We start from the raw sequence: 18,824 nt of genomic DNA on the forward strand, positions 1-18,824 counted from the left end.
TTTTGGGGGGCGCGGAACGCGGTCGGCAGCAGGATCTGACGTTCACCGATGACGGGTGGACGCTCGTCATTGCCGGCGACGATGCCGATCGCGCGGGCTGGGCCGGAACGATCCTCGCGCTCTCGAACGGTACGATCGGGGTGCGCGGGGTGATCGAGGAGCGCGCGCACGCCTCGACCTTCCTCGCCGAGGCCTTCGAACAGAGCCCGATCCACTATCATGAACGGCTCCACGGCTTTGCCGAAACGTCGGACACCCGCGTTCCCGTCGCCGAGCCTTTGGGGCTGCGGGTGCTGCTCGACGGCGCGCCGGTCGATTTCGCTTCCGCGCATCTCGTCGAGACCCGCCGCGCACTCGACTTGCGCACCGGCTTGCTGCGCAGGCGGTCGCATTGGGTGCTCGCCGATGGTCGCGCGGTCACGATCCATGCCGAACGCCTCGTGCCGATCCAGGGCACGCCGCTTTTGCTCCGTCGCCTCCGCGTCGAGGCGGAAGGGGTGGCGCGCCTCGAGCCGTTCCTCGCCGCCGCGCCGCGTGCAGTCGGCCAGTCGGACGATCCGCGTATCGGCGTGCAGCTCGCGTCCGGTGGCTTCGCGACCGAACAGGCCGAGGAGAGCCTGGTCGTCGAACGGCTTCCCGGAAGCGGCATCGGCGTCGCCGCGGTGCAACGCACCCGGATCGAGGACGACTGGCTCGTCGTCGCCTCGGGCTATGCGGTGGGCGTCGCGACGTCGGATGCGCTGCGCGCCGAGGCGCAGGACCGTGTGGATGCGGCGATAGCGGCCGGCTTCGACGCCGCGCTCGCCGCGCAGCACGCGGCTTTCGGCGCCTTCTGGGAGCGTGCCGATGTCCGGATCGAAGGCGATCCGGACGCGAGCGCGGCGCTGCGCGTCAATCTGTTTCACCTGTTCGCCTCGGCGGGCCGCGACGGGCGATCGAGCGCCGCCGCCAAGGGACTGACCGGCGAGGGCTATGAAGGCCATTATTTCTGGGACACCGAGGCGTTCATGCTGCCGGTGCTCGCCCTGGTCGCGCCCGAGGTGGCGCGCGCGATGCTCGTCTATCGCTTCCGCACGCTCGACGCTGCCCGCGCCAATGCCCGCGCGCTCGATCATCGGTCGGGTGCGCTTTATGCGTGGCGGACGATCGCCGGGCGCGAATGCTCGGCGCATTATCCGAGCGGATCGGCGCAATATCACATCAACGCCGCGATCGGTTTCGCGATCGGATTCTATGCCGATGCGACCGGCGACCAGGCCTTCCTGTTCGAGATGGGCGCCGAGATGCTCATCGAGACCGCGCGGCTGTGGCTCGCGCTCGGCGACTGGCGGTCCGATGGATTCCACATTCACGGCGTCACCGGACCCGATGAGTATACCGCGCTGGTCGACGATAATTGGTACACCAATCGCATGGCGCAGAAGCATCTGCGGCTCGCCCGGAAGGTCGCCGACCAAATGGCGGCCGCGGCGCCCGCGGATTGGGTGATATTGTCGCGCAAATTGGCAGTGCGCGAAAGCGAACTGGAGCGTTTCACGCGCGCCGCCGACGCGATGCACCTGCCTTATGATTCCGCGCTCGATCTCGATGCGCAGGACGCCAGCTTCCTGTCGAAGCCGCGCTGGGATCTGGCAGGCACGCCCGGGGATCGTTTCCCGCTGCTCCTCCATTATCACCCGATGACGCTCTATCGCCATCAGGTGTGCAAGCAGGCCGATCTGGTGCTCGGCATGGTGCTGGGCGGCGAAGACGTCCCGCAGGCACGCAAGCGCCGGGCGTTCGACTATTACGAGCCGATCACGACCCATGATTCGACGCTTTCTGCCTCGAGCTTCGCGATCCTCGCCAGCGAGGTCGGCCATGACGATGCGGCGCTGCGTTTCTTCCGCGACGCCAGCTTCGTCGACATCGAGGATCAGCACGGCAACACCGATCATGGCGTGCACATGGCGTCGCTCGCCGGATCATGGCTGGCGTTGGTCTGGGGCTTTGCCGGCTTCCGGCCGGGAGAAAACGGGTTCGGCTTCAGGCCGAAGCTGCCCGCGGCATGGAACGGCTACCGCTTCGGCATGCGCTGGCGCGGCAGCGAATTGCGGGTGGCGGTAACGGGCGAGGGCGCGCGGTACGAAATCGTCGCGGGGCCGGCGCTGTCTCTCGCCCATAATGGCGAGGATATCCGCATTGCGCCCGGCGAAAGCTGGACCGGGCCGCTGGCGCAATGACTTTCCCGCGCCCGCTCGGCGGCGTCGCCTTCGATCTCGACGGCGTGCTCACCGACACCGCCCGGGCGCATTACCGGGCGTGGAAGCGGCTCGCCGATACGCTCGGCATCGCTTTCGACGAGGAAGCGAACGAGGCGCTGAAGGGCGTCGACCGGATGGGCAGCCTCGCCCTGATCCTCGGCGATCGTCCTGGCTTCGATGCCGGACGCCGCGACGCGCTCGCCGCGCAAAAGAACCGCTGGTATCTTGAGGAGATCGAGAATTTCGGCCCGGCCGATCTGTTCCCGGGCGCGCGCGAAGCCGTGGAGGCCTGCCGCGCCGCAGGGCTCGCGGTCGCGCTGGCTTCGGCCAGCCGCAATGCGCCGCTGCTGTTGCGCCGACTGGGGGTCGAAACTCTGTTCCATGTCGTGGTCGACCCCGCCGGCGTCGCGCGCGGCAAGCCGGCGCCCGACATCTTCCTCGCCGCCGCCGCCGCCACGAACACTGCTCCCGCCGCGATGCTCGGCGTCGAGGATGCCCCCGCCGGCATCGCTGCGATCCGCGCTGCCGGCATGGCGTCGCTCGGGATCGGTCCCGCCGGATCGCTTCCCGAAGCCGATCGCCTGATCCCGTCGATCGCCGATTTCCGGCTCGGCGATTATTGCGACGGAACCGCCTGACCCGTCGCACGCGCCGTCACCCGCCGCAGCCACCAGAGGGCGACGCCGATCAGCGCGATCGGGACGAGCACCAGATAGAAAGCGGTCTGCCCCGAGAAACGATCGAACACGATCCCGGTGATGATCGAGCCGATCGTGCCGCCCAGTGCCGAGAAGATCACCATCAGCCCGACCATCGACGCGTGGCGCTGTTGCGGCAGCGCGCTCAACACCACCGACGAGACGATCGGATAAATCGGCGCCATGAACACGCCGATCAACGGGAAGATATAGGCGGCGATCGGGGCACTGAACCATGTCACGTCGGGCTGCAGCCGCAGACCGTGCGTCGTCGGCAGCGTGAGCACCACCAGGGCCGCCATGGCTGCGAGGCAGATCAACAACAGCCGGAACCATCCCAGCCGCGCGACGAGGCCGCTCGCGCTCAGCCGCCCGACGGCCAGCGCGGCGACGAAGATGCTCGATGCCTGGACGCTCATCGCGCTCGGCAAATGGAGTACCTGATTGTTGAAGGTCGGCAGCCAGGTGCCGATGCTCTGCTCGACCAGCACATAGAGGAAGATCGCGGCGAGAAAGGCGATCGTCGAGGTCAGGACGGCGAGCGCGAGCATGTCGCGATAGCCCGGCGCGGCGATGTCGGCCGGGGCGCGGCTGCGCGCTTCATCGAGCGGCGCGAACCACCAGAGCAAGGCCGCCAGCGCCGCGAGCGCGGCGATCACGCGATAGACGTTCAGCCAGTCCTGCCCGGTGCGATCGCCGCCGATGAACCAGCCGAACATCCAGATTCCGACGAGGATGCCGATCATGAAAATGCCCTCGATCAGGCTGGTCAGGCTGGCATGGCCTTCGCGATCGGGCCGGACGAGGCCGATCGAGGCATAGGTCGCCACCTTGGCGATGCCGAAGCAGAGGCCGGTCAGCACGAAGAAGAGCTGGGTGGCGACGAAGCTGTCCGCGACCGACATCAGCAGCGCGCCGACGGCGATGGCAAGCATCACGGCGATCTGCGCGCGCCGAAAGCCGAATCTGGGCAGGTGCACCGCGAAGAGGAACGAGGCCGCGACGACCGACAGATCCTTGCACGCCTCGAGCGTCGCCGCCTCGGGTTTGGAAACGCCGTAATGCTGGATCGATTGCAGGATGACCGTGCCGACGCTGTTCATCAGCAGGCCGAGCACGGCGTAGCTCGTCGCCAATGCGATAACGGCAAGTGCCGGACGCCCCATGACCCTCTCCCGCGGCTATATTCCGCCCACGCTAGCCCGGCCGGATGATCAATGGAATGCTTTTCATGAGTCGCCCGATTTCGCTGCCGGGGCGTTCAGGCCAGCAGCACCTCGGCAACGCTGCGCTTGCCGCCGATCCGGGCAAGCTGGACGTAGACGTCGACCGTGCTGCGCACATAGTGCCGCACGTCGTCGCGGCTCAATTGCGTGCCGGCCTGTAGCACGAGCAGCACGATCTGCTCGATCGCGCGCTCGGCCGAATCGGCATGGACCGACGTCATCGAGCCGGGATGGCCGGTATTGATCGCGCGCAGAAAGGCATAGGCTTCCTCGCCGCGGAGCTCGCCGAGGATGATGCGGTCGGGGCGCATGCGCAGCGAGGCGGCGAGAAGATCGGTGGCGTTGACCCGCGCTTCGCCCAGCGCGCCGCGCACTGCGAGCAGGCCCACCAGATTGGCGTGGTGCTGGTGCAGCTCGGGCGTGTCCTCGATCAGGATCAACCGCTCCTCGGACGGAATTTCGCGGATAAGCGCGTTGAGGAAGGTGGTTTTGCCGGTCGAGGTGCCGCCGGAGACGAGGATGTTCTTTCGTGCGCGGACCGCGAGCGCGAGCATCCCGGCAATGTCCCCGGCCTCGTGCAGCCGCGCGAGTTCAGCGTCGACGGTCGCGGCGGCGGGCCGGGTGCTGCGGCGGGTATGCGCAAAGGCGCCGGCGGCGGCATAATCGGCCAGGCCCAGATCCGCGGAAACGTGCTTGCGGATCGCGATCGCCATCGGCCCGCGCGTCGCCGGCGGTGCCGCGATCTGGACCCGGGCGCCGTCGGGAAGCGCCGCGGACAGCAGAGGATGTTCGCGGCTGATGCCCTGATGCGACAGTGCGGCGATCTGTCGCGACAGGCGGTCGAGCGTGGCGGCGTCGAGACCGGGCGCATCGTGCCGTTCGACCGCGCCTCCCAGCGTCTCGACCCAGAGCTCGCCGGGGCGGTTGACGTAGATGTCGGTGACGTCTGGCCGCGCGAGCATGCCCGTCAGGGGCGCGAGATAGGCACGGAGATAGACGGGGGCGTCTTCGGCGTTCGCGCCGCTCATCGCGCTTCGACGCTGGTGAAGTCGAGGTCGCGAGCGACGAAGATCGAGATGCTGGTGGCGGGCTTGACCCTTAGCGTCGGACGGATCTGGGTCGGCTGCGGGCGGAAGCTCTGGGTGCCGGGAAGCAACACGACTCCGCCGGAATCGACCGAGCGCGAGGCGAGATTGACGCCGACATCGAGCGCCGACTGGAGAATCGCGCCGGCGAAGCGCTCGAAGAAATGCGAGTTCACGCTCGCGCGGATGCCGGTGTTGCCCATCGGGTCGGCCGCTGGCGAGCCGATCGCCACCGTTGCGCCGTCGGGCCGGATCAGACGGATCCAGTTGACCAGCAACCGGTTCTGCCCGCTTTCGATCTGCGCGCCATATTCGCCGATCAGCCGGCTGCCGCGCGGAACGAGTATCCGCGTGCCGTCGAAGCCGCGGACATCGCGCGAGACGAGCGCCCGCGCCAGCCCCGGGCGGGTCGAATCGAGCGCGGTTTCGAGGATCGCCGGGATCAGCGTGCCCTGGGGGATGGTCGTGGCGCGATTGGCGAGCACGCCGGCGCTGGCGCGGCCACCCGCCACGCCCCCGGCCTGCCCGGATTGGCGGTTGCCTTGGTTCTGTTCGGCGGGCGCCCCCGCCGCCTGGGCGGCGACGGCGCCCGGCGTGGTATTGTCGATCACCAGGGTCGCCTCGGTCGCGATCCGCGACGGCGGGATTACCGCCGGTGCCGGCTGCGGCTCGGGTATCGGTTGCTGCACATAGGTCACCACCGGTGCCGGCGCGGGGGGCGGGGCGGGCGTCGGCGCGGGCGGCAGAACCGGCATCGCGACGATCGCCGCCGGCGGCGGCACGACGGGAGGAACGTAGAGCGGAGGCGGGGCGGCGGCGACCGGAACCCCGTCGCCGGCGCCCGGACGCACCGCCGGCGCAGTCAAGGTCCTGCGTCGCGCGTCGAGCACCACGAAGAGTATCGCGCCGAGAACCAGAATGATCGCGATGATCGCCCAGGTCGGCACTCCCGGCTGGGACCGTGCGACCACCGGCATCACGTTCGCTTCACCCGGCGGCTGCGGGTCGGTATGGGGAGGCGCGCTCGCGGTCATCGGCGATCCGGCGCCACGCGCACGGCGGTCGCGCGGTGCTTGTCGACGCGAAAGACCAGACGCTCCTGGATGCTGTCGATCACCATGCGGCCATCGCGCATCATTCCGTTGACCAGCATTTCCTTGCCGTTGGCGTCGACCGCGTAGATCGCGGGAAGCGCGCGATCCTCCGGCCATTCGATATAGGTGTGCACGCCGTCGTCATGCATGCCGCTCGGCCGCAACGAGGCGTCGCCGCCCATCTTGTAGCGGCCCGCCGTCGGTTCGGCGTCCTTGCTCGGAGCGCCGCTGCTGCCGGGCGCGGGGTAACGGAAGCGGACCGAATAGGCGGTATCCGGCTGCGGCCCGGGCAGCGGCACGAGTTCGAACGAATAGAGGCGAACGTCGGTGATCACGACCATGTTGGTCGTGATTCCCGCCTGGATCGGCTTGATGAAGAGCCGGTTGCCGCGCTTGTTCGCCGTCACCTGCCACGCGCCGCTGTCTCCCACGGCGACATTCTCGATGCTCTCGTCGGGGGCGAGCTCGAGCATGAGCTGGTATCCCGCTGCCGCTTCGATGCGCACCACCTGATCGGCTACGTAGTCGACATTGCGCACCCGCGTGCCGGTTGCCCCCGGCATGCCGGGCATATCCTGCCAGGCCAGCGCGGGGGAGGCGGACGCGACCGCGAACAGCGCGACGACCGTGGCGTGCCTCACAGCTCGACCTCCGGCGTCGGACTGGCGGTGGGCGTCGGCGCGGGCCGGGGTACCACGACCAGCGGTGTCGCTGCGGCCGGCGTCGCCTGCGGCGCGGCAGGCGCGGCATTGGGCGTTTGCAGTGTTTCGGGACTGCGCTGGTAGTGCGAGACCTGGAAGCCGAGCGGATTGACGAAACGATCCTCGAGCCGCATCGGCTCGCCCGCATAGCGATAGCGGATCACCACCACCCATGCGCGCGGCTCCTGCGAGCGCGTGCCTGCATCGTGGCGGATCGTGTCGAAGCGTACCATCGCGGCGCCGGCGCCGAGCGGAGACACGCTCTTGACGCGCGTCTCGACGACCGTGCTGCGCGGCAGGCTGGCGAGCGGGCTATCGGGATTCGACGCCTGCATCCCCGCGATATAGGCGCCGCGCGCCTTGCCTTCGGACCAGAGCGCGATCTTGCGATAATTCGCCTGCAGCGATGCGCTGTCGAAGCTTTCGCGCGCGATCACATATTGGACGAGAAAGGATTGGGTCAGTGCGGCATTGCCGCTCACTTGCTCGGGCTCGAGCGGCTTCAATGCCTGCACGAAGCCAGTCTGCTTGTCGACGAGCAGGGTATAGGGCACCACCGTCTTGAGCGGAGTCAGCATCAGCAGCGCCAGCGCTTCGAAAAAGGCGATGGCGCAAGCGACGCTTCCGACGATCCACGCCGTGCGGCGCGATTTGCGCAACGCCTCGTGCCGGTCCTCCGCCCAGCTGCCGGCTTCGCGATAATAGGCGTCCAGCGCCTCGCGTGCCTTGTTCTTCATTGCTCGTGATCCCGTCGCCCCGGACTTGCGGATACACGACCGCGCGTCGCTCGGCGACTGGTTTGCGGCAGGCCGGCGCGGATTGCGATCCTGCTCATGCGACCTCCAGCAGCCGCGGCAGCCATTCGGCCGGATCGTCGCCGGTCTGGCTGCGGATCTCGTCGAGCAGGCGCACGGTGCGCTCGCGTCCGGACAGGATCGTCAGCAATTCGCGTTCGCCGCTCAGATTGAGCCGCGCGACCACGCTTTCATTGCCGTGTTTGACGAGGAAGCAATGCGCGTCGTCGGGCAAGGTGCGGATCAAGCCGAACTCGTGCTCGGTCAGGCCGAACCCGCCGATATAATCCTCGGCGCGCGCTTTCGGATTGGCCATGAAGATCTGGGTCGCGGCCTGCTCGATGATCGCGCTGGCGATGCGGCTCTCGAGCGCGTCCTGTGCGCTCTGGGTCGCGAAACCGACGATGCCGTTCCGTTTGCGGATCGTCTTTTCCCAATCCTTGATCCGGCGCACGAACACGTCGTCGTCGAGCGCCTTCCAGCCTTCGTCGACGACGATGATCGCCGGCGTGCCGTCCAGCCGTTCCTCGACCCGGTGGAAAAGATACATCATCGCGGGCGTCCGCATCGCCGGATCGTCGAGGATCTGGGTCATGTCGAAGCCGACCGTGTGCGCGGCGAGGTCGGTCTCGTCGCGGGGATTGTCGAAAAGCCAGGCGCGTTCGCCATCGCCCCACCATGGGGAAAGGCGCGACCAGAGATCGGCGGCGTGCGGGCGGTGGCCGCCGCGGAACAATTCGGCGAGATAGCGCAGCCGCCGTTGCTCGACGGGCTGATCGAAATTGGCGTCGATCGCATCCTTGATGCGCGCGGTCTCCTCGATGTCCGCGCCGCCGGCGAGCAAGGTGATCCAGTCGATCAGGAACTGCCGGTTGGCGGGCAGGTCGGCTAGCTGGAGCGGATTGAGGCCCGACGGCGTTCCGGGGCGCAGCAGATCGTAGCGGCCACCGATCGCGCGCAGGAACAGCTCGGCGCCGCGATCCTTGTCGAAGAAGATGATCCGCGGCGCGAACTTGCGCGCCTGGGCGAGCAGGAAGTTGAGCACCACGGTCTTGCCCGAGCCCGAGGGGCCGATCACCGTAAAATTGCCGAGATCGCCATGGTGGAAGTTGAAATAATAGGGCCCCGCCGCGGTGGTTTCGAGCAAGGTCACCGCCGGCCCCCAATGGTTGCCGCTTTCGCTGCCCTGGGCGAGGTTGTGGCTGCTCGCAAACCCCGCGAAATTTGCGGTCGAGACCAATCCACGCCGAGCTATATATTTGAAATTGGCCGGAAACTGCGCCCAGAAGGCGGGCTCGAGGGCAATCTCCTCGCGGACCGCGATAATCCCCATATCGGCGAGCGACGCCTGCACCTCCGCGACACCTTCGTCCACTTCGGCCGGGGTGCTGCCGCGCACCGCGATCGTCAGATGGTGCTCGCCGAAACCGGCGCGGCCGCCGGCGATGTCGTCCTTGGCGTTGGACAACTCGGCGCGCAGGCTCACCGCTTCATCCTCGGCGGAGCGCATCCGCCGCAGCGCGAGATTCATCCTGGACAGCGCCGCCTGGCGGTCGACGAAGCCGAAACTCTGCGAGACGACCAGTTCGAAGGGCAAGCGGAGCAATTCGTCGAGCATCCCCGCCGCGCTCTGACCGGGATAGTCCTTGATCGAGACGATCCCGGTGAAGCTGCGCGGCAGCGCGCCCGCGGCGCCGAGTTCGACCGTCTCCTGTCCGAAGCTGATCCGGCGATAGGGAAGATAGGCGCCGATATCCTGCAGCGGCAGCAATATCGGGCGCATCTCGCCGTTCAGCAGCGTCGAGAGGAATTCGAGCAATTCGGAACAGGTTCCCTGCGCGGTTTGATAGGTGCCGAGCAGGCGCGGGCGATAGCTGCCCAGCGCGGCGAGCAGCGCGTCGCGTGCGGCCTCGAGCTGACGCAATTCATTGGCCTCGGTCGCCACCGGACCGGTCCCGCGCAATCGGTCGAGAATGCCCACACGCCCCTGGAGCGGTCGGCGTACCAGCGTCAGGAAGATGTCGTTGACGTAGAGCTTCTTGCGCGCCAGCCGCGCGCGCCACGCCTCGTCGAGCCGCGCCGAGAAGGCGTCGGGAAATTCGGCGGCGAGTTCGACCTCGACTTCGCGGCGGACGATGTGATGATAGACTGCGAAGCGTGACGACCCGATCGACTGCAGCATCGCGTCGCGCAGTCGCTTGCGGTAGTTGATTTCCTCGGTGTCGGCGGTCTCGAACAGGAGCCCGCCGAGGTGGATGACCTGAAACAGCAGCCCGTCGCGCGTCTCGATCGTGTGATCGTCGACATGGCGCGCATAAGGCAGATGACGTCCCACCGGCGCCTCGCGCGCGACGACCTTGGGGGCGCGGGTCAGGGGCGGTAGGAGTTGCATCGCCAGATCGCATGATTGCGTACGCGGGGGCAGCGTCCGAGCCGCGTCAGCCAAAGATCGAAGAAGCGCGGTTCGCGCAGGCACAGCACCATCCCGGCGAGGTGAATCACCAGTGAGGGGATCAGCACCCAGATCGATTTGAAGATCAGGAACAGTTCGGTCGCCACCACTGCGTTCGCAATGAAATAGCTGTACGTCACGCCGGCGAACATCTGCGGTCGCGTCAACGCGACGAAGAGTTGATCGCGCTCGAGACCGTTCATGTCACTGTCCGAGCTGGGCGGTCGACTGGATTCCCGCGACGATGCTCGCAGCGCCGAACAGGATGAAGCAGCCGAGGATCACGGTAGCGCCATAGCGCCAGTTGATCCGGCCGGTCAGCATCAGGAAGCCGACCGACGCCACCGCGATCACCGCGACGACCGTCGCCACCGTGCCGAGCAACGTTCCCTGCAGCCAGTTCACGGCTGCGACGACCACGCCGGACCCTGCAGGGTCGCCGAACGATTCCTGTGCCGATGCGACCTGCGCCATGAACAGGCCGGAAAGGGCTGCAAGACAACGCGATAATGACCGTAACGCGTTCGTGCGCACGAAAATTCCCCCTGGCGAATCCGTTGCTGTCATCGGTCGCTCCGGCGGTTTTTGCAATAGCCGGGGCATGGGGAGGATCCTGGGTGCGAATGCTTCGGCGAGTTTTGGGCTGTTGCCGCTATCGTATCTCGTCCAATCATGCGGATACGGATCAAACGGGTGGGGACGAAATATGAGAAGTCGGCGAGTATATTGGTCGCGAGCAGCGGCTGCGGCATTGGGCATGGCATCGCTGGGAATCGCGATCCCGGCGCAGGCGAATTCCAGCGAAGGCAAGGTCAAGTCGCTGGTCGTCCGCGCGTCCGACGGTCTTCAGTATGTGGTCATCGAAAGCGCTTTTTCTGGCCGTGCGGCCTGCGCTGCCAATACCAGCTATTACATGATCGCCGACGAGCACAGCGATGCCGGCAAGAGCCAGATGGCGATCTTGCTGTCCGCTTATATGAGCGGCAAATCGGTGCTGATCGAAGGCTCGGGAACCTGCACGCGCTGGACGGATGGCGAGGATATCCTCGTCGTCCTTTTGCGGTGAGGGCGCCGGGCGCCCGGTGCGGGAGCGCCCGGCCGGCGCTGCGCACGCTCTGTCACCGGCGTTCATCGGTGGTCTTGCTCAAATAGACAGCCTTCCTCGCGCGGATTGGGCAGCGAGCAACGTGCCGCGCCGGCCCGCGCAACGTCATCATGGATTGAGGCGCACATAATAAGGCGCCGGCGCATTCTCATAGGTCGCGACTGTGGCGCAGGTTCCGGTGCCGGAATAGTAGGCCGTAATGGGCTTCTGCTCGGTTATCGCCGTGTTGAGATACGAGAACCACGTCCAGCAGACCGAAGGGTCGATACCCTTCCAACTCGTCTTGACGTTGCAGACTGCCACCCAATCGAGCCGCCACGGCATCTGCACGATGACGGCGCCGTTGCTGTTGGTGAAAATGCTGGTCGGTGTGCCGTCGCACCAGAAATCGGCGGAGGCGGTTTGCGGCCATAAGGACAGAATGCTCGCGATAAGCGCGATACGATTAAATTTTCTCATCAATCCCCCCTATTGGAGTTGGCGTTATTCGTATTGAAAAAATCGGAAATGCACTCGTCCCGCTCTACATCGAGATGCAACCATAGCGAGTTGCGCGAGACCGTGGCGAGAAAAGGCGAGGCCGCCTTCGCCAAGGCGTGCTGCTAGTGTGGGCGCACCGATGCGCCTGCATAGGGATCATAGTTCGAGGGCTCGGGGGGCGGGGGCGGCATCATCGGAGACGGCCCCCGCGCGATCGGCATGGGCGGCGGCGGCGGAGCCGCCGGCACGATCGGCGGTGCGGGAAGGACGTTGGAGGCGATGCCGCGGATTCCCGCCGCCAGCACGGGCGCGCCGAACAATACGAAGCAGCCGAGGATCACGGTGACGCCGCGGCGCACTTCGAGCCGGCCGCGGAGCATCATCAGTCCCACCACCGCCACCGCGATCACGGCAATGCTCGTGGCGACCGATCCGAGTACCGTCCGCTCGATCCAAGTGACCGCCGCGAAGAGCGGCGCCGGGGTCGCCGGATCCGCCAGATCGGGATAGAGGATCCCGACGCTCATGGCCGGACATGTGGCGAGAGTCGCGCCGTCACGGCTTGATGTCGCGCTTGCGTGCGCTCGCCGAGACGCGGGTCTGCCCGCGACGGCGATGCCCTTGGCCTAATGGAACGGCGGCGGGCGCAGCCGTGTCGCGGTGCTGCATGGAGGCTCCGGCCGCCGTCGCGACAGGGGAGGCGCGTTCGATCAGGCCGCGCGCCTCGCGCCGCTGCGCAACCGCAACGGCTTCGGCGATCGCGGTGGCGCGGGAGGGCTCTTCTCCGGGCAGTGTCGCGCGATTATGGACCGATGACACCGAAGACATGCTGGTGGCGCCGTCATGGCGCTCGACGATCTGGCGCGCACGCACGAATGGCAGCCGGAAGCCCAGCGCCACCCGCGCGGCCATCCCGAGCGCGCCGAGCAGGATCATTGCGAAGGCGAGCCCGATTACGAGAAGTTCGGTCGCGCTGGCCGAACTGGGCAGCCCGACATAGCGCCGGCTCAGCAGATCGGCGAGCCACGGCTCGAGCAGTGCAAGCTCGACGCCGAGCGTCATCGTCACCGCGAGCGCCCCGACCGCGGCGGCGACGAGCGCACGCACCCATCCTTCGAACAAGCTGCGCGTTCCGTCGAAGAGCAGGAACGTGATGAAGAGCGGCCCGATCGCGAGCAGAAGTCCGGCGACGAGCCGGACCGAGGCATAGGCCGCGATGGTCGCGGTGAGGAAGACGAGGCGCGCGGTGCCGAGCGACGAGGATCCGAAGATCGTCCCGGGCTCGTAATTGAATTGATATTGCGGCTCGGGCGGCACCTGCGTGTTGCCTCCGGGCTCGCCCCCGGGCTGGGCGAGGATGGGCACGCCGCCGGTCATGCCCAGCCGGCTCAGCTCGACCATCGCGCGATCGACTTCGCCCAGTCGCGCGACCAACCCGCCATTCGCGCCGGGGAGGCCGGATGCACCGCCGATCGCGCCGACGATCTCGGCGGGACCGCGCAATACGACGTCATAGATGGTCACGCGATACGCAGCCCAGCTGGTCGCGAAGGCGAGCACCAGTCCGATCTTGACGAAAGTGAGTATCCCTTCGCGTCCGTCGGGAACATGCCCGAGCAACATCCGGTAGCCGAGAAAGGCAATCAGGATGGTGAGCAAGCCGGTGAGCAGCGCGCCCAACGGGGAGCCCGATGCCGCGAGCGCCTGATAGCCTTGCATCCCGATCGTCTGCGCTTCGCAATCGGCAAAGCGCAGGACGCTGCCGAGAAAGTCGGAATCGATGATCCCCGGGCAGCTCAAGCGTGCCGCCCTCGCCGCACCGCTGCCTGCTCCGCCGCCCGCGCCTTTCGGTCCTGATCTTTCCCAGACATGCGGGCTCCTGATTCGGCGGCACAATAGGATTGCCAGGCGGGCGTTGCCATAGCCTCCCCGCCCAGGCGCATTTCCGGCTTCGGACAATTCCGTTGGCGGCATCTTGGTGCAATAGAGAATGCTGGATAGAAGTACGGCGTCTGACGGCCGATCTTGGCTACATCAGCGCATCTTGAGGGGGCGACATGGGAATTTGCGAGACTGCGTTGCTGTGTTTTTCGCTGCTTGGCCCGGCATCCACGGAAAACCGGAGCAATATCGACCTACATTCGGGCAGCTCTTTCACGCGCGCAGGATCAGTGCCAGTTCCGACGGGTGCGACGTCGCGTGCCCTGTTTCAGAACTCGACTGCTGCGATCGCCGACAACGCGTCGCTCGTGCAGTTCTCGATCTATGGTGGAAAACTGTATTTCCGGAACCTGCACGCCTTCAATCCGGAATGGGCGGGCTGCTGCTACAATTACTATATCGATTTGACGACCGACGACGGCAAATCGATGTACGCCTATTTCATGCTGCAATACGCCAATCGCGCCCGGATCGTATTATGGCGGGAATCGGTCGCGCCCGGCCCGATCCAGCAGATGGGCAACTGGTCGTGACCAGCAAGACGACGCGCCGATCCGTTGCCTTTAGAGCTTGCCCATCGTGATATAGGCAATCGTGCAGGTCCCGGGCACGGTCGGATCGACGCGGACGCTGACGGTCTGGTTGGCCATGAACGCGCTCAGTGCCGTCGAATAGAGCCAGTCGGCATTGGCGCGGAGAGGGTCGATCTTCAACAACACGCCGCCGTCGGCGGCGCATTGATTCAGAAGCGTTTCGTTGCCGGAGGTCGACAGCCAGCTCGCATTCGATCCGTCGACATAGAAATAGGTTATCTTGACGTCGTTGCAGGCTCCCTGACCGCATTCCGCCAATGCGGCGGAAGGGAAAACAAGCGCAGCAGCGAATGTCGCAGCCACGCGGGCAAAGGACGGCCTCGGCCGCGCATCTGTCTTGCGCTGCATGATTTTATTTCGCGGCCCAGGGATTGGGAATGGCGATGACCGTGAAGCCGTTGAGTGGCAGGACGATGACCTTCATGCCGTTGCTCGGTGTCCCCGTCGCGCCGGTAGTCGTGTAATTCACGCGATTGCCGGCTTTATCGAATTGGACTTGATTGACCGTGCCGTTGTTCTGACCGCCGGTCGTCGAAGTCTTCTCGAGACGTCCGAGGGCGTCATAGTCATAGGTCGTGGTCTCTTGCGCAGCCGCTGCGGGCGCGAGCAGGAACGCACAGGTGATAATAACCAGCTTCATTTCTTCCCCCCTTGGGAATTGCGCGCGAAGCTAAGCACGGCCAGCGTGTCGGAGCAATATCCGACACAGCATCGCGCGTTCACGACGCCGCTTCGGTTGCAGCCTCCGAGGCGTGCGTTGGCGCTCCGTCATGCCGACACGCGGGCATGATTGTGCGGAGCTTGGTCGTAAGCGCGGTAGAGCCCCGCATAGACGCCGTTCCGTTCGATCAGATCGCGATGCGGGCCCAGTTCGACGATCCTGCCCTCGCGAACGACTGCGATGCGATCGGCGTCGCGGATCGTGGCGAGGCGGTGGGCGATGATCAGTGCGGTGCGGCCCTCGCACAGCCGCCGCAGCGCGGCCTGGATGCGGCGCTCGGTGCTCACGTCGACGGCGGAGGTCGCCTCGTCGAGCACGAGCACCGCGGGGTCGGCGAGATAGGCGCGGACGAGGCAGACGAGCTGGCGCTGGCCCTGGCTCAATTGGCTGCCGAGCGGCCCGACCGACGTGCGATAGCCGTGGGGCAGGGCTTCGAGCACCTCGTCGGCGCCGAGTTCGCGCGCGGCGGCGATCAGGTCGGCGTCGGTGGCGTCGGGCCGGGCGAGCCGGAGATTGTCGAGCACCGTCCCGCCGAACAGCACATTGTCCTGCAACACCACGCCGACCTGCCGGCGCAGGCTGGCTTCCGAGATGCCGCGGATATCGTGGCCGTCGAGCAAAACCGCGCCCGAGCCGACATCGTAGAACCGGGTGAGCAGCTGGACGAGCGTGCTCTTGCCGTGGCCCGTGGGGCCGACGATCGCGACCACCTCACCCGCCGCTATGTCGAGGTTGAGAGCGTGAATGACCGGCTTCTCGGGATGATAGCCGAAGCCGACCTCGCGGAACGCGATCTCGCCGCGCAGGCGCGGCAAGTCGATCGCATTGGGCGCATCCGTGATCTCGGGTTCGGTATCGAGCAGGAGAAAGATGCGCTGCGCGCAGGCCGATCCGTTGGCGAAGCGCTCGAACAGATCGCTGAACTCCTGCAGCGGGGCGAGGAACAGGAAGACGTAGAACAGGCTCTGGGTCAGTTCGCCGAGCGTGAGCGTGCCGAGTGCGATCCCGCGCCCGCCGACGACGAGGATCAAGGCGAGCCCGGCGGTGGTCAGCAGCCCGGTGAACGGCGCGAACCATGCGGAGCGGATGCTGCCGCGGATCAGCGCGGTGTTGAAATCGGTCAGCAGCCCGCGATAGCGCGCCAGATTCTCCTGCTCGCGCCCGGCCTGCTTGATCAGTCGGACCCCCGCGACGGTCTCGACCAGATGCGCGGTGAAGCGGCTGCGATTCTCGGCGACGCGCGCCCAGCTGCGCTGCGCTGCCCGTTTGAACGCAAAGGTTGCGAGGATCAGAACCGGCACCACTCCGGCCAGCCCGAGCAGCAGCATGGGCGCGATCGCCCAGAGCAATGCCGCGGAGATCAGCAGGCGCAGCACCGCCGACAGCAATTGCGGCGGGCCCTGGATCAGCAAAGGCTCGAGCGTGTCGACGTCACGGTCGGCGCGCGAGATGATCCGGCCCGCCCTGGTCCGATCGAAATAGCCGACGCCGAGCGTCTGGACATGCGCGAAGACCTGGCTGCGGATCGCATTGAGCACGGTGATCGCCGCGGTGCCGGCGAAATATTGCGACAGGCCGCCGAGCCCGAAGCGCAGCGCCCAGGTCACCGCGAGACCGATACATGCGCAGACGATCAGCGCACCGTCGAGCGGGCGTCCGGCGCCGCCGAGACCGCGATCGATCGCCATGCCGATGAGCAGCGGCCGGGCGAAGATCGCCAGCACCTGCACCAGCTCGATGACAACCACCGCGGCGACGCGGGTGCGGACCGGGCGGAGCAGCGGCCAGAGCCGGTGCAGAATTCCGCGATCGAGCGCCTTTTGCGCGAACTTCTCCTCAAGCTCTATATCCGAAAGCGGGCGGTCACCGGCGAGCGCGTTCATCTTACAGCCCCATCAACGCGCGATAGGCGGACGAGGTCGCGGCGAGCGCTTCATGCGTGCCCTCCGCGGCGATGTGACCATCGGCGAGCAAAAGCACGCGATCGGCGGCGAGGATCGTCGACAGCCGGCTCGACACGATCAGCATCGTCAGCGGCCGCGCGGCGTTGCGACGGAGCGCACGGATATTGTCGATCGCGCGGCGTTCCGTCGCGGCGTCCAGCGCGCTGGTTGCGTCGTCCAGCACGAGAATGTCGGCATCGGCGAGGAGTGCACGCGCGAGGCAGATGCGCTGGCGCTGGCCGCCCGAAAGCGTGATGCCGCGATCGCCGACGCGCGTGGCGAGGCCGTCGGAAAGGCGATCGAGTACTTCGCCTGCCGCCGCCTGCTCCAGCGCCGCGCGGAGACGGGCGTCGTCGGCGTCGGGCGCGGTCAGGCGGAGATTGGCGGCGAGGCTGTCCGAGAACAGGAAACTTTCCTGCGGAAGGACGTGGACGCGGCGGCGCAGTTCGCCGAGATCGAGGTCGCGGACATCGGCCCAGCCGGCTTGGTCCGAGCCGATCCGGACCGTGCCGCCATCGGCCTCCAGCAGGCGCGGTAGCAGCCCGGTGAGCAGCGTCTTTCCCGATCCGGTGGGGCCGACGAGCGCCACGATCTCGCCCGGCTGAATGGTGAAGGAAAGGTCGCGCAGCACCGCCGCGCCGTCGCCCAAAGGTGCGACCGAGACATTCTCCAGTCGGCACCCGAGCGGTCCGGCGGGCAGGCGCGCTTTGCCCGAAACGATGCCGGGCACCGCATCGAGCACTTCCCAGATCCGCCCCGCCGAGGCGCGCGCGTCGGCGATGATCTGGAGGAGCAGCCCGATCCCCTCGATCCGCAGCACCAGCGTATTGACGACGAGCAGAGCGGCAACGAGTGCACCGAGATCGAGCCGTCCCTCGCGCATCAGCCACGCGCCATAGCCGAGCACCCAGGCGTGGCCGAGCGCGATCACCGCCTGCGGCAGCGGCACGCGCAGCGACGCATGGACGATCGCGGCGCGCGCCTCGCGGCGGAAACTGGCGATATGCCCGTCGAAGCGCGCGATGCGCGCGTCGCCGAGCCCGAACGCCTTGATCACGCGGACGCCGTGGACGCCTTCGGAAAGGTCCTGGGTGACGGCGTCATAGGCATGGCCGATCTTGCGATCGAGCGAGACCAGCGTGTCCGCCTGCGCCGCCAGCAAGGCGATGCCAAGCGCCATCAGGGCCAGCGGGACGATCCCCAACCACGGCGAATACCAGGTCAGCAACGCGACCGAGATCAGGACGATCAACCCGGTCTCGAACATCTGCCGCCAGAAGTTGATCAGCGCGTCGCGTACCTTGTCGGCATCGCGGGTCATGCGAGTCACCATCTCGCCGACGCCATGGCGCCAGTGATAGGTGAGGTCGAGCCGCTGGACCTGGATCAGGATACGCTGGCGCAGGATCGTCAGCAATTCCTGCCCGATCGCGAGCGACAACAGTCCCGCGCCATATTGCACCGTCGCCCGCGCCGCCGAGAGCGCGAGCAGCAGCGCCACCCAGAACCATGCGCGGCTATAATCGAGCCCGCCGGCGGCATCGCGGACGACGAGCCGGCCGAGCCCGGCCTCGTGGACCGCGCGTCCGACCAGTCCCTGCTGCGCCACCAATGCGAGGTTTACCGCCAGCAGCATCCCCGCCGTCGCCGCGAAGCGCAGCGGCATCCGGCGATAGATTGCCAGGCAACGAAGCAGCGGCGCGCCCGCGGGAGCGGGTGGCCGGGCGGTGGCCATCAGCATTGCGGGC

Annotated in this window: 19 protein-coding genes; 4 read left to right on the forward strand and 15 right to left on the reverse strand. The window is 66.9% G+C overall.

The annotated features are described in order from the left end of the window. The first annotated feature begins 2 nt into the window (after positions 1-2). Together Q9Q95_RS04850 and pgmB are read left to right on the forward strand one after the other, a co-directional pair. Complete coding sequence (locus tag Q9Q95_RS04850; protein ID WP_306094461.1) at positions 3-2,222, forward strand: glycoside hydrolase family 65 protein; 2,220 nt, start codon at positions 3-5, stop codon at positions 2,220-2,222. Continuing rightward, positions 2,219-2,881, forward strand: a complete 663-nt coding sequence (gene pgmB / locus Q9Q95_RS04855) for a beta-phosphoglucomutase (protein ID WP_306094464.1) — start codon at positions 2,219-2,221, stop codon at positions 2,879-2,881. The genes Q9Q95_RS04850 and pgmB overlap by 4 nt, the downstream gene beginning before the upstream one ends. Here the strand turns inward: pgmB and Q9Q95_RS04860 are convergent. From Q9Q95_RS04860 to Q9Q95_RS04895, 8 genes are all read right to left on the reverse strand, one after another. Further along, complete coding sequence (locus Q9Q95_RS04860; protein ID WP_306094466.1) at positions 2,860-4,107, reverse strand: sugar MFS transporter; 1,248 nt, start codon at positions 4,105-4,107, stop codon at positions 2,860-2,862. The two genes, pgmB and Q9Q95_RS04860, sit on opposite strands and share 22 nt — an antisense overlap. 95 nt (positions 4,108-4,202) lie before the next feature. Further along, on the reverse strand, positions 4,203-5,195 hold the full coding sequence (virB11, locus tag Q9Q95_RS04865) for a P-type DNA transfer ATPase VirB11 (protein WP_306094468.1): 993 nt from the start codon (positions 5,193-5,195) through the stop codon (positions 4,203-4,205). Then, a complete protein-coding gene (locus Q9Q95_RS04870) occupies positions 5,192-6,286 on the reverse strand; it encodes a TrbI/VirB10 family protein (protein ID WP_306094470.1) in 1,095 nt (364 codons plus the stop codon). The genes virB11 and Q9Q95_RS04870 overlap by 4 nt, the downstream gene beginning before the upstream one ends. Continuing rightward, the gene (locus Q9Q95_RS04875) at positions 6,283-6,987 is read right to left on the reverse strand and encodes a TrbG/VirB9 family P-type conjugative transfer protein (protein ID WP_306094472.1); all 705 of its coding nucleotides are present in this window, start codon (positions 6,985-6,987) and stop codon (positions 6,283-6,285) included. The genes Q9Q95_RS04870 and Q9Q95_RS04875 overlap by 4 nt, the downstream gene beginning before the upstream one ends. Further along, the gene (locus Q9Q95_RS04880; protein WP_306094474.1) at positions 6,984-7,784 is read right to left on the reverse strand and encodes a virB8 family protein; all 801 of its coding nucleotides are present in this window, start codon (positions 7,782-7,784) and stop codon (positions 6,984-6,986) included. Before Q9Q95_RS04880 ends, Q9Q95_RS04875 begins: the two co-directional genes overlap by 4 nt. Before the next feature lie 94 nt (positions 7,785-7,878). Beyond that, the gene (locus tag Q9Q95_RS04885) at positions 7,879-10,233 is read right to left on the reverse strand and encodes a VirB4 family type IV secretion/conjugal transfer ATPase (protein ID WP_306094476.1); all 2,355 of its coding nucleotides are present in this window, start codon (positions 10,231-10,233) and stop codon (positions 7,879-7,881) included. Continuing rightward, complete coding sequence (locus Q9Q95_RS04890; protein WP_306094477.1) at positions 10,212-10,496, reverse strand: type IV secretion system protein VirB3; 285 nt, start codon at positions 10,494-10,496, stop codon at positions 10,212-10,214. Before Q9Q95_RS04890 ends, Q9Q95_RS04885 begins: the two co-directional genes overlap by 22 nt. A 1-nt stretch (position 10,497) precedes the next feature. Beyond that, the gene (locus Q9Q95_RS04895) at positions 10,498-10,860 is read right to left on the reverse strand and encodes a TrbC/VirB2 family protein (protein ID WP_306094479.1); all 363 of its coding nucleotides are present in this window, start codon (positions 10,858-10,860) and stop codon (positions 10,498-10,500) included. A 190-nt stretch (positions 10,861-11,050) separates the two neighbouring features. Here Q9Q95_RS04895 and Q9Q95_RS04900 point away from each other — a divergent pair, with 190 nt between their 5' ends. Next, positions 11,051-11,359 (forward strand): hypothetical protein, encoded by a 309-nt coding sequence (locus Q9Q95_RS04900; RefSeq protein WP_306094481.1) that lies wholly within the window; start codon positions 11,051-11,053, stop codon positions 11,357-11,359. Between the two features lie 147 nt (positions 11,360-11,506). Here Q9Q95_RS04900 and Q9Q95_RS04905 read toward each other — a convergent pair whose 3' ends face one another. The 3 genes from Q9Q95_RS04905 to Q9Q95_RS04915 all read right to left on the reverse strand — a co-directional run bounded on the left by Q9Q95_RS04905 (position 11,507) and on the right by Q9Q95_RS04915 (position 13,678). Then, positions 11,507-11,857 carry a hypothetical protein gene (locus Q9Q95_RS04905; RefSeq protein WP_306094482.1) on the reverse strand — a complete coding sequence of 117 codons (351 nt, stop codon included), beginning with the start codon at positions 11,855-11,857 and terminating at the stop codon, positions 11,507-11,509. A gap of 143 nt (positions 11,858-12,000) precedes the next feature. Continuing rightward, positions 12,001-12,405, reverse strand: coding sequence for a TrbC/VirB2 family protein (locus tag Q9Q95_RS04910; RefSeq protein WP_371876683.1), 405 nt, complete (start codon positions 12,403-12,405; stop codon positions 12,001-12,003). A 28-nt stretch (positions 12,406-12,433) separates the two neighbouring features. Beyond that, positions 12,434-13,678 carry a type IV secretion system protein gene (locus Q9Q95_RS04915; RefSeq protein ID WP_306094484.1) on the reverse strand — a complete coding sequence of 415 codons (1,245 nt, stop codon included), beginning with the start codon at positions 13,676-13,678 and terminating at the stop codon, positions 12,434-12,436. A gap of 371 nt (positions 13,679-14,049) precedes the next feature. Between Q9Q95_RS04915 and Q9Q95_RS04920 the strand changes: the two genes are divergently transcribed. Further along, positions 14,050-14,352 carry a hypothetical protein gene (locus tag Q9Q95_RS04920; protein ID WP_306094486.1) on the forward strand — a complete coding sequence of 101 codons (303 nt, stop codon included), beginning with the start codon at positions 14,050-14,052 and terminating at the stop codon, positions 14,350-14,352. 30 nt (positions 14,353-14,382) lie between these two features. On the opposite strand, the gene Q9Q95_RS04925 is transcribed toward Q9Q95_RS04920, so the two are convergent. From Q9Q95_RS04925 to Q9Q95_RS04940, 4 genes are all read right to left on the reverse strand, one after another. Continuing rightward, positions 14,383-14,760 (reverse strand): hypothetical protein, encoded by a 378-nt coding sequence (locus Q9Q95_RS04925; protein WP_306094487.1) that lies wholly within the window; start codon positions 14,758-14,760, stop codon positions 14,383-14,385. Positions 14,761-14,764: 4 nt separating this feature from the next. Next, entirely contained in the window at positions 14,765-15,052 is a 288-nt protein-coding gene (locus Q9Q95_RS04930; RefSeq protein WP_306094489.1) for a hypothetical protein, read from the reverse strand. A gap of 128 nt (positions 15,053-15,180) precedes the next feature. Further along, positions 15,181-17,016 carry an ABC transporter ATP-binding protein gene (locus tag Q9Q95_RS04935; RefSeq protein WP_306094490.1) on the reverse strand — a complete coding sequence of 612 codons (1,836 nt, stop codon included), beginning with the start codon at positions 17,014-17,016 and terminating at the stop codon, positions 15,181-15,183. A 1-nt stretch (position 17,017) separates the two neighbouring features. Beyond that, positions 17,018-18,817, reverse strand: coding sequence for an ABC transporter ATP-binding protein (locus Q9Q95_RS04940; protein ID WP_306094492.1), 1,800 nt, complete (start codon positions 18,815-18,817; stop codon positions 17,018-17,020). Positions 18,818-18,824 lie beyond the last annotated feature (7 nt).

Source organism: Sphingomonas sp. DG1-23 (assembly GCF_030730875.1).
Classification (GTDB): Bacteria; Pseudomonadota; Alphaproteobacteria; order Sphingomonadales; family Sphingomonadaceae; genus Sphingomonas.

Coding starts and splice junctions, on each gene's coding strand:
- pgmB (WP_306094464.1), top strand. CDS start 2,219: ATGACTTTCCCGCGCCCGCTCGGCGGCGTCGCCTTCGATCTCGACGGC.
- Q9Q95_RS04860 (WP_306094466.1), bottom strand. CDS start 4,107: ATGGGGCGTCCGGCACTTGCCGTTATCGCATTGGCGACGAGCTACGCC.
- virB11 (WP_306094468.1), bottom strand. CDS start 5,195: ATGAGCGGCGCGAACGCCGAAGACGCCCCCGTCTATCTCCGTGCCTAT.
- Q9Q95_RS04870 (WP_306094470.1), bottom strand. CDS start 6,286: ATGACCGCGAGCGCGCCTCCCCATACCGACCCGCAGCCGCCGGGTGAA.
- Q9Q95_RS04880 (WP_306094474.1), bottom strand. CDS start 7,784: ATGAAGAACAAGGCACGCGAGGCGCTGGACGCCTATTATCGCGAAGCC.
- Q9Q95_RS04885 (WP_306094476.1), bottom strand. CDS start 10,233: ATGCAACTCCTACCGCCCCTGACCCGCGCCCCCAAGGTCGTCGCGCGC.
- Q9Q95_RS04890 (WP_306094477.1), bottom strand. CDS start 10,496: ATGAACGGTCTCGAGCGCGATCAACTCTTCGTCGCGTTGACGCGACCG.
- Q9Q95_RS04895 (WP_306094479.1), bottom strand. CDS start 10,860: ATGACAGCAACGGATTCGCCAGGGGGAATTTTCGTGCGCACGAACGCG.
- Q9Q95_RS04900 (WP_306094481.1), top strand. CDS start 11,051: ATGGCATCGCTGGGAATCGCGATCCCGGCGCAGGCGAATTCCAGCGAA.
- Q9Q95_RS04905 (WP_306094482.1), bottom strand. CDS start 11,857: ATGAGAAAATTTAATCGTATCGCGCTTATCGCGAGCATTCTGTCCTTA.
- Q9Q95_RS04910 (WP_371876683.1), bottom strand. CDS start 12,405: ATGAGCGTCGGGATCCTCTATCCCGATCTGGCGGATCCGGCGACCCCG.
- Q9Q95_RS04925 (WP_306094487.1), bottom strand. CDS start 14,760: ATGCAGCGCAAGACAGATGCGCGGCCGAGGCCGTCCTTTGCCCGCGTG.
- Q9Q95_RS04930 (WP_306094489.1), bottom strand. CDS start 15,052: ATGAAGCTGGTTATTATCACCTGTGCGTTCCTGCTCGCGCCCGCAGCG.
- Q9Q95_RS04935 (WP_306094490.1), bottom strand. CDS start 17,016: ATGAACGCGCTCGCCGGTGACCGCCCGCTTTCGGATATAGAGCTTGAG.
- Q9Q95_RS04940 (WP_306094492.1), bottom strand. CDS start 18,817: ATGCTGATGGCCACCGCCCGGCCACCCGCTCCCGCGGGCGCGCCGCTG.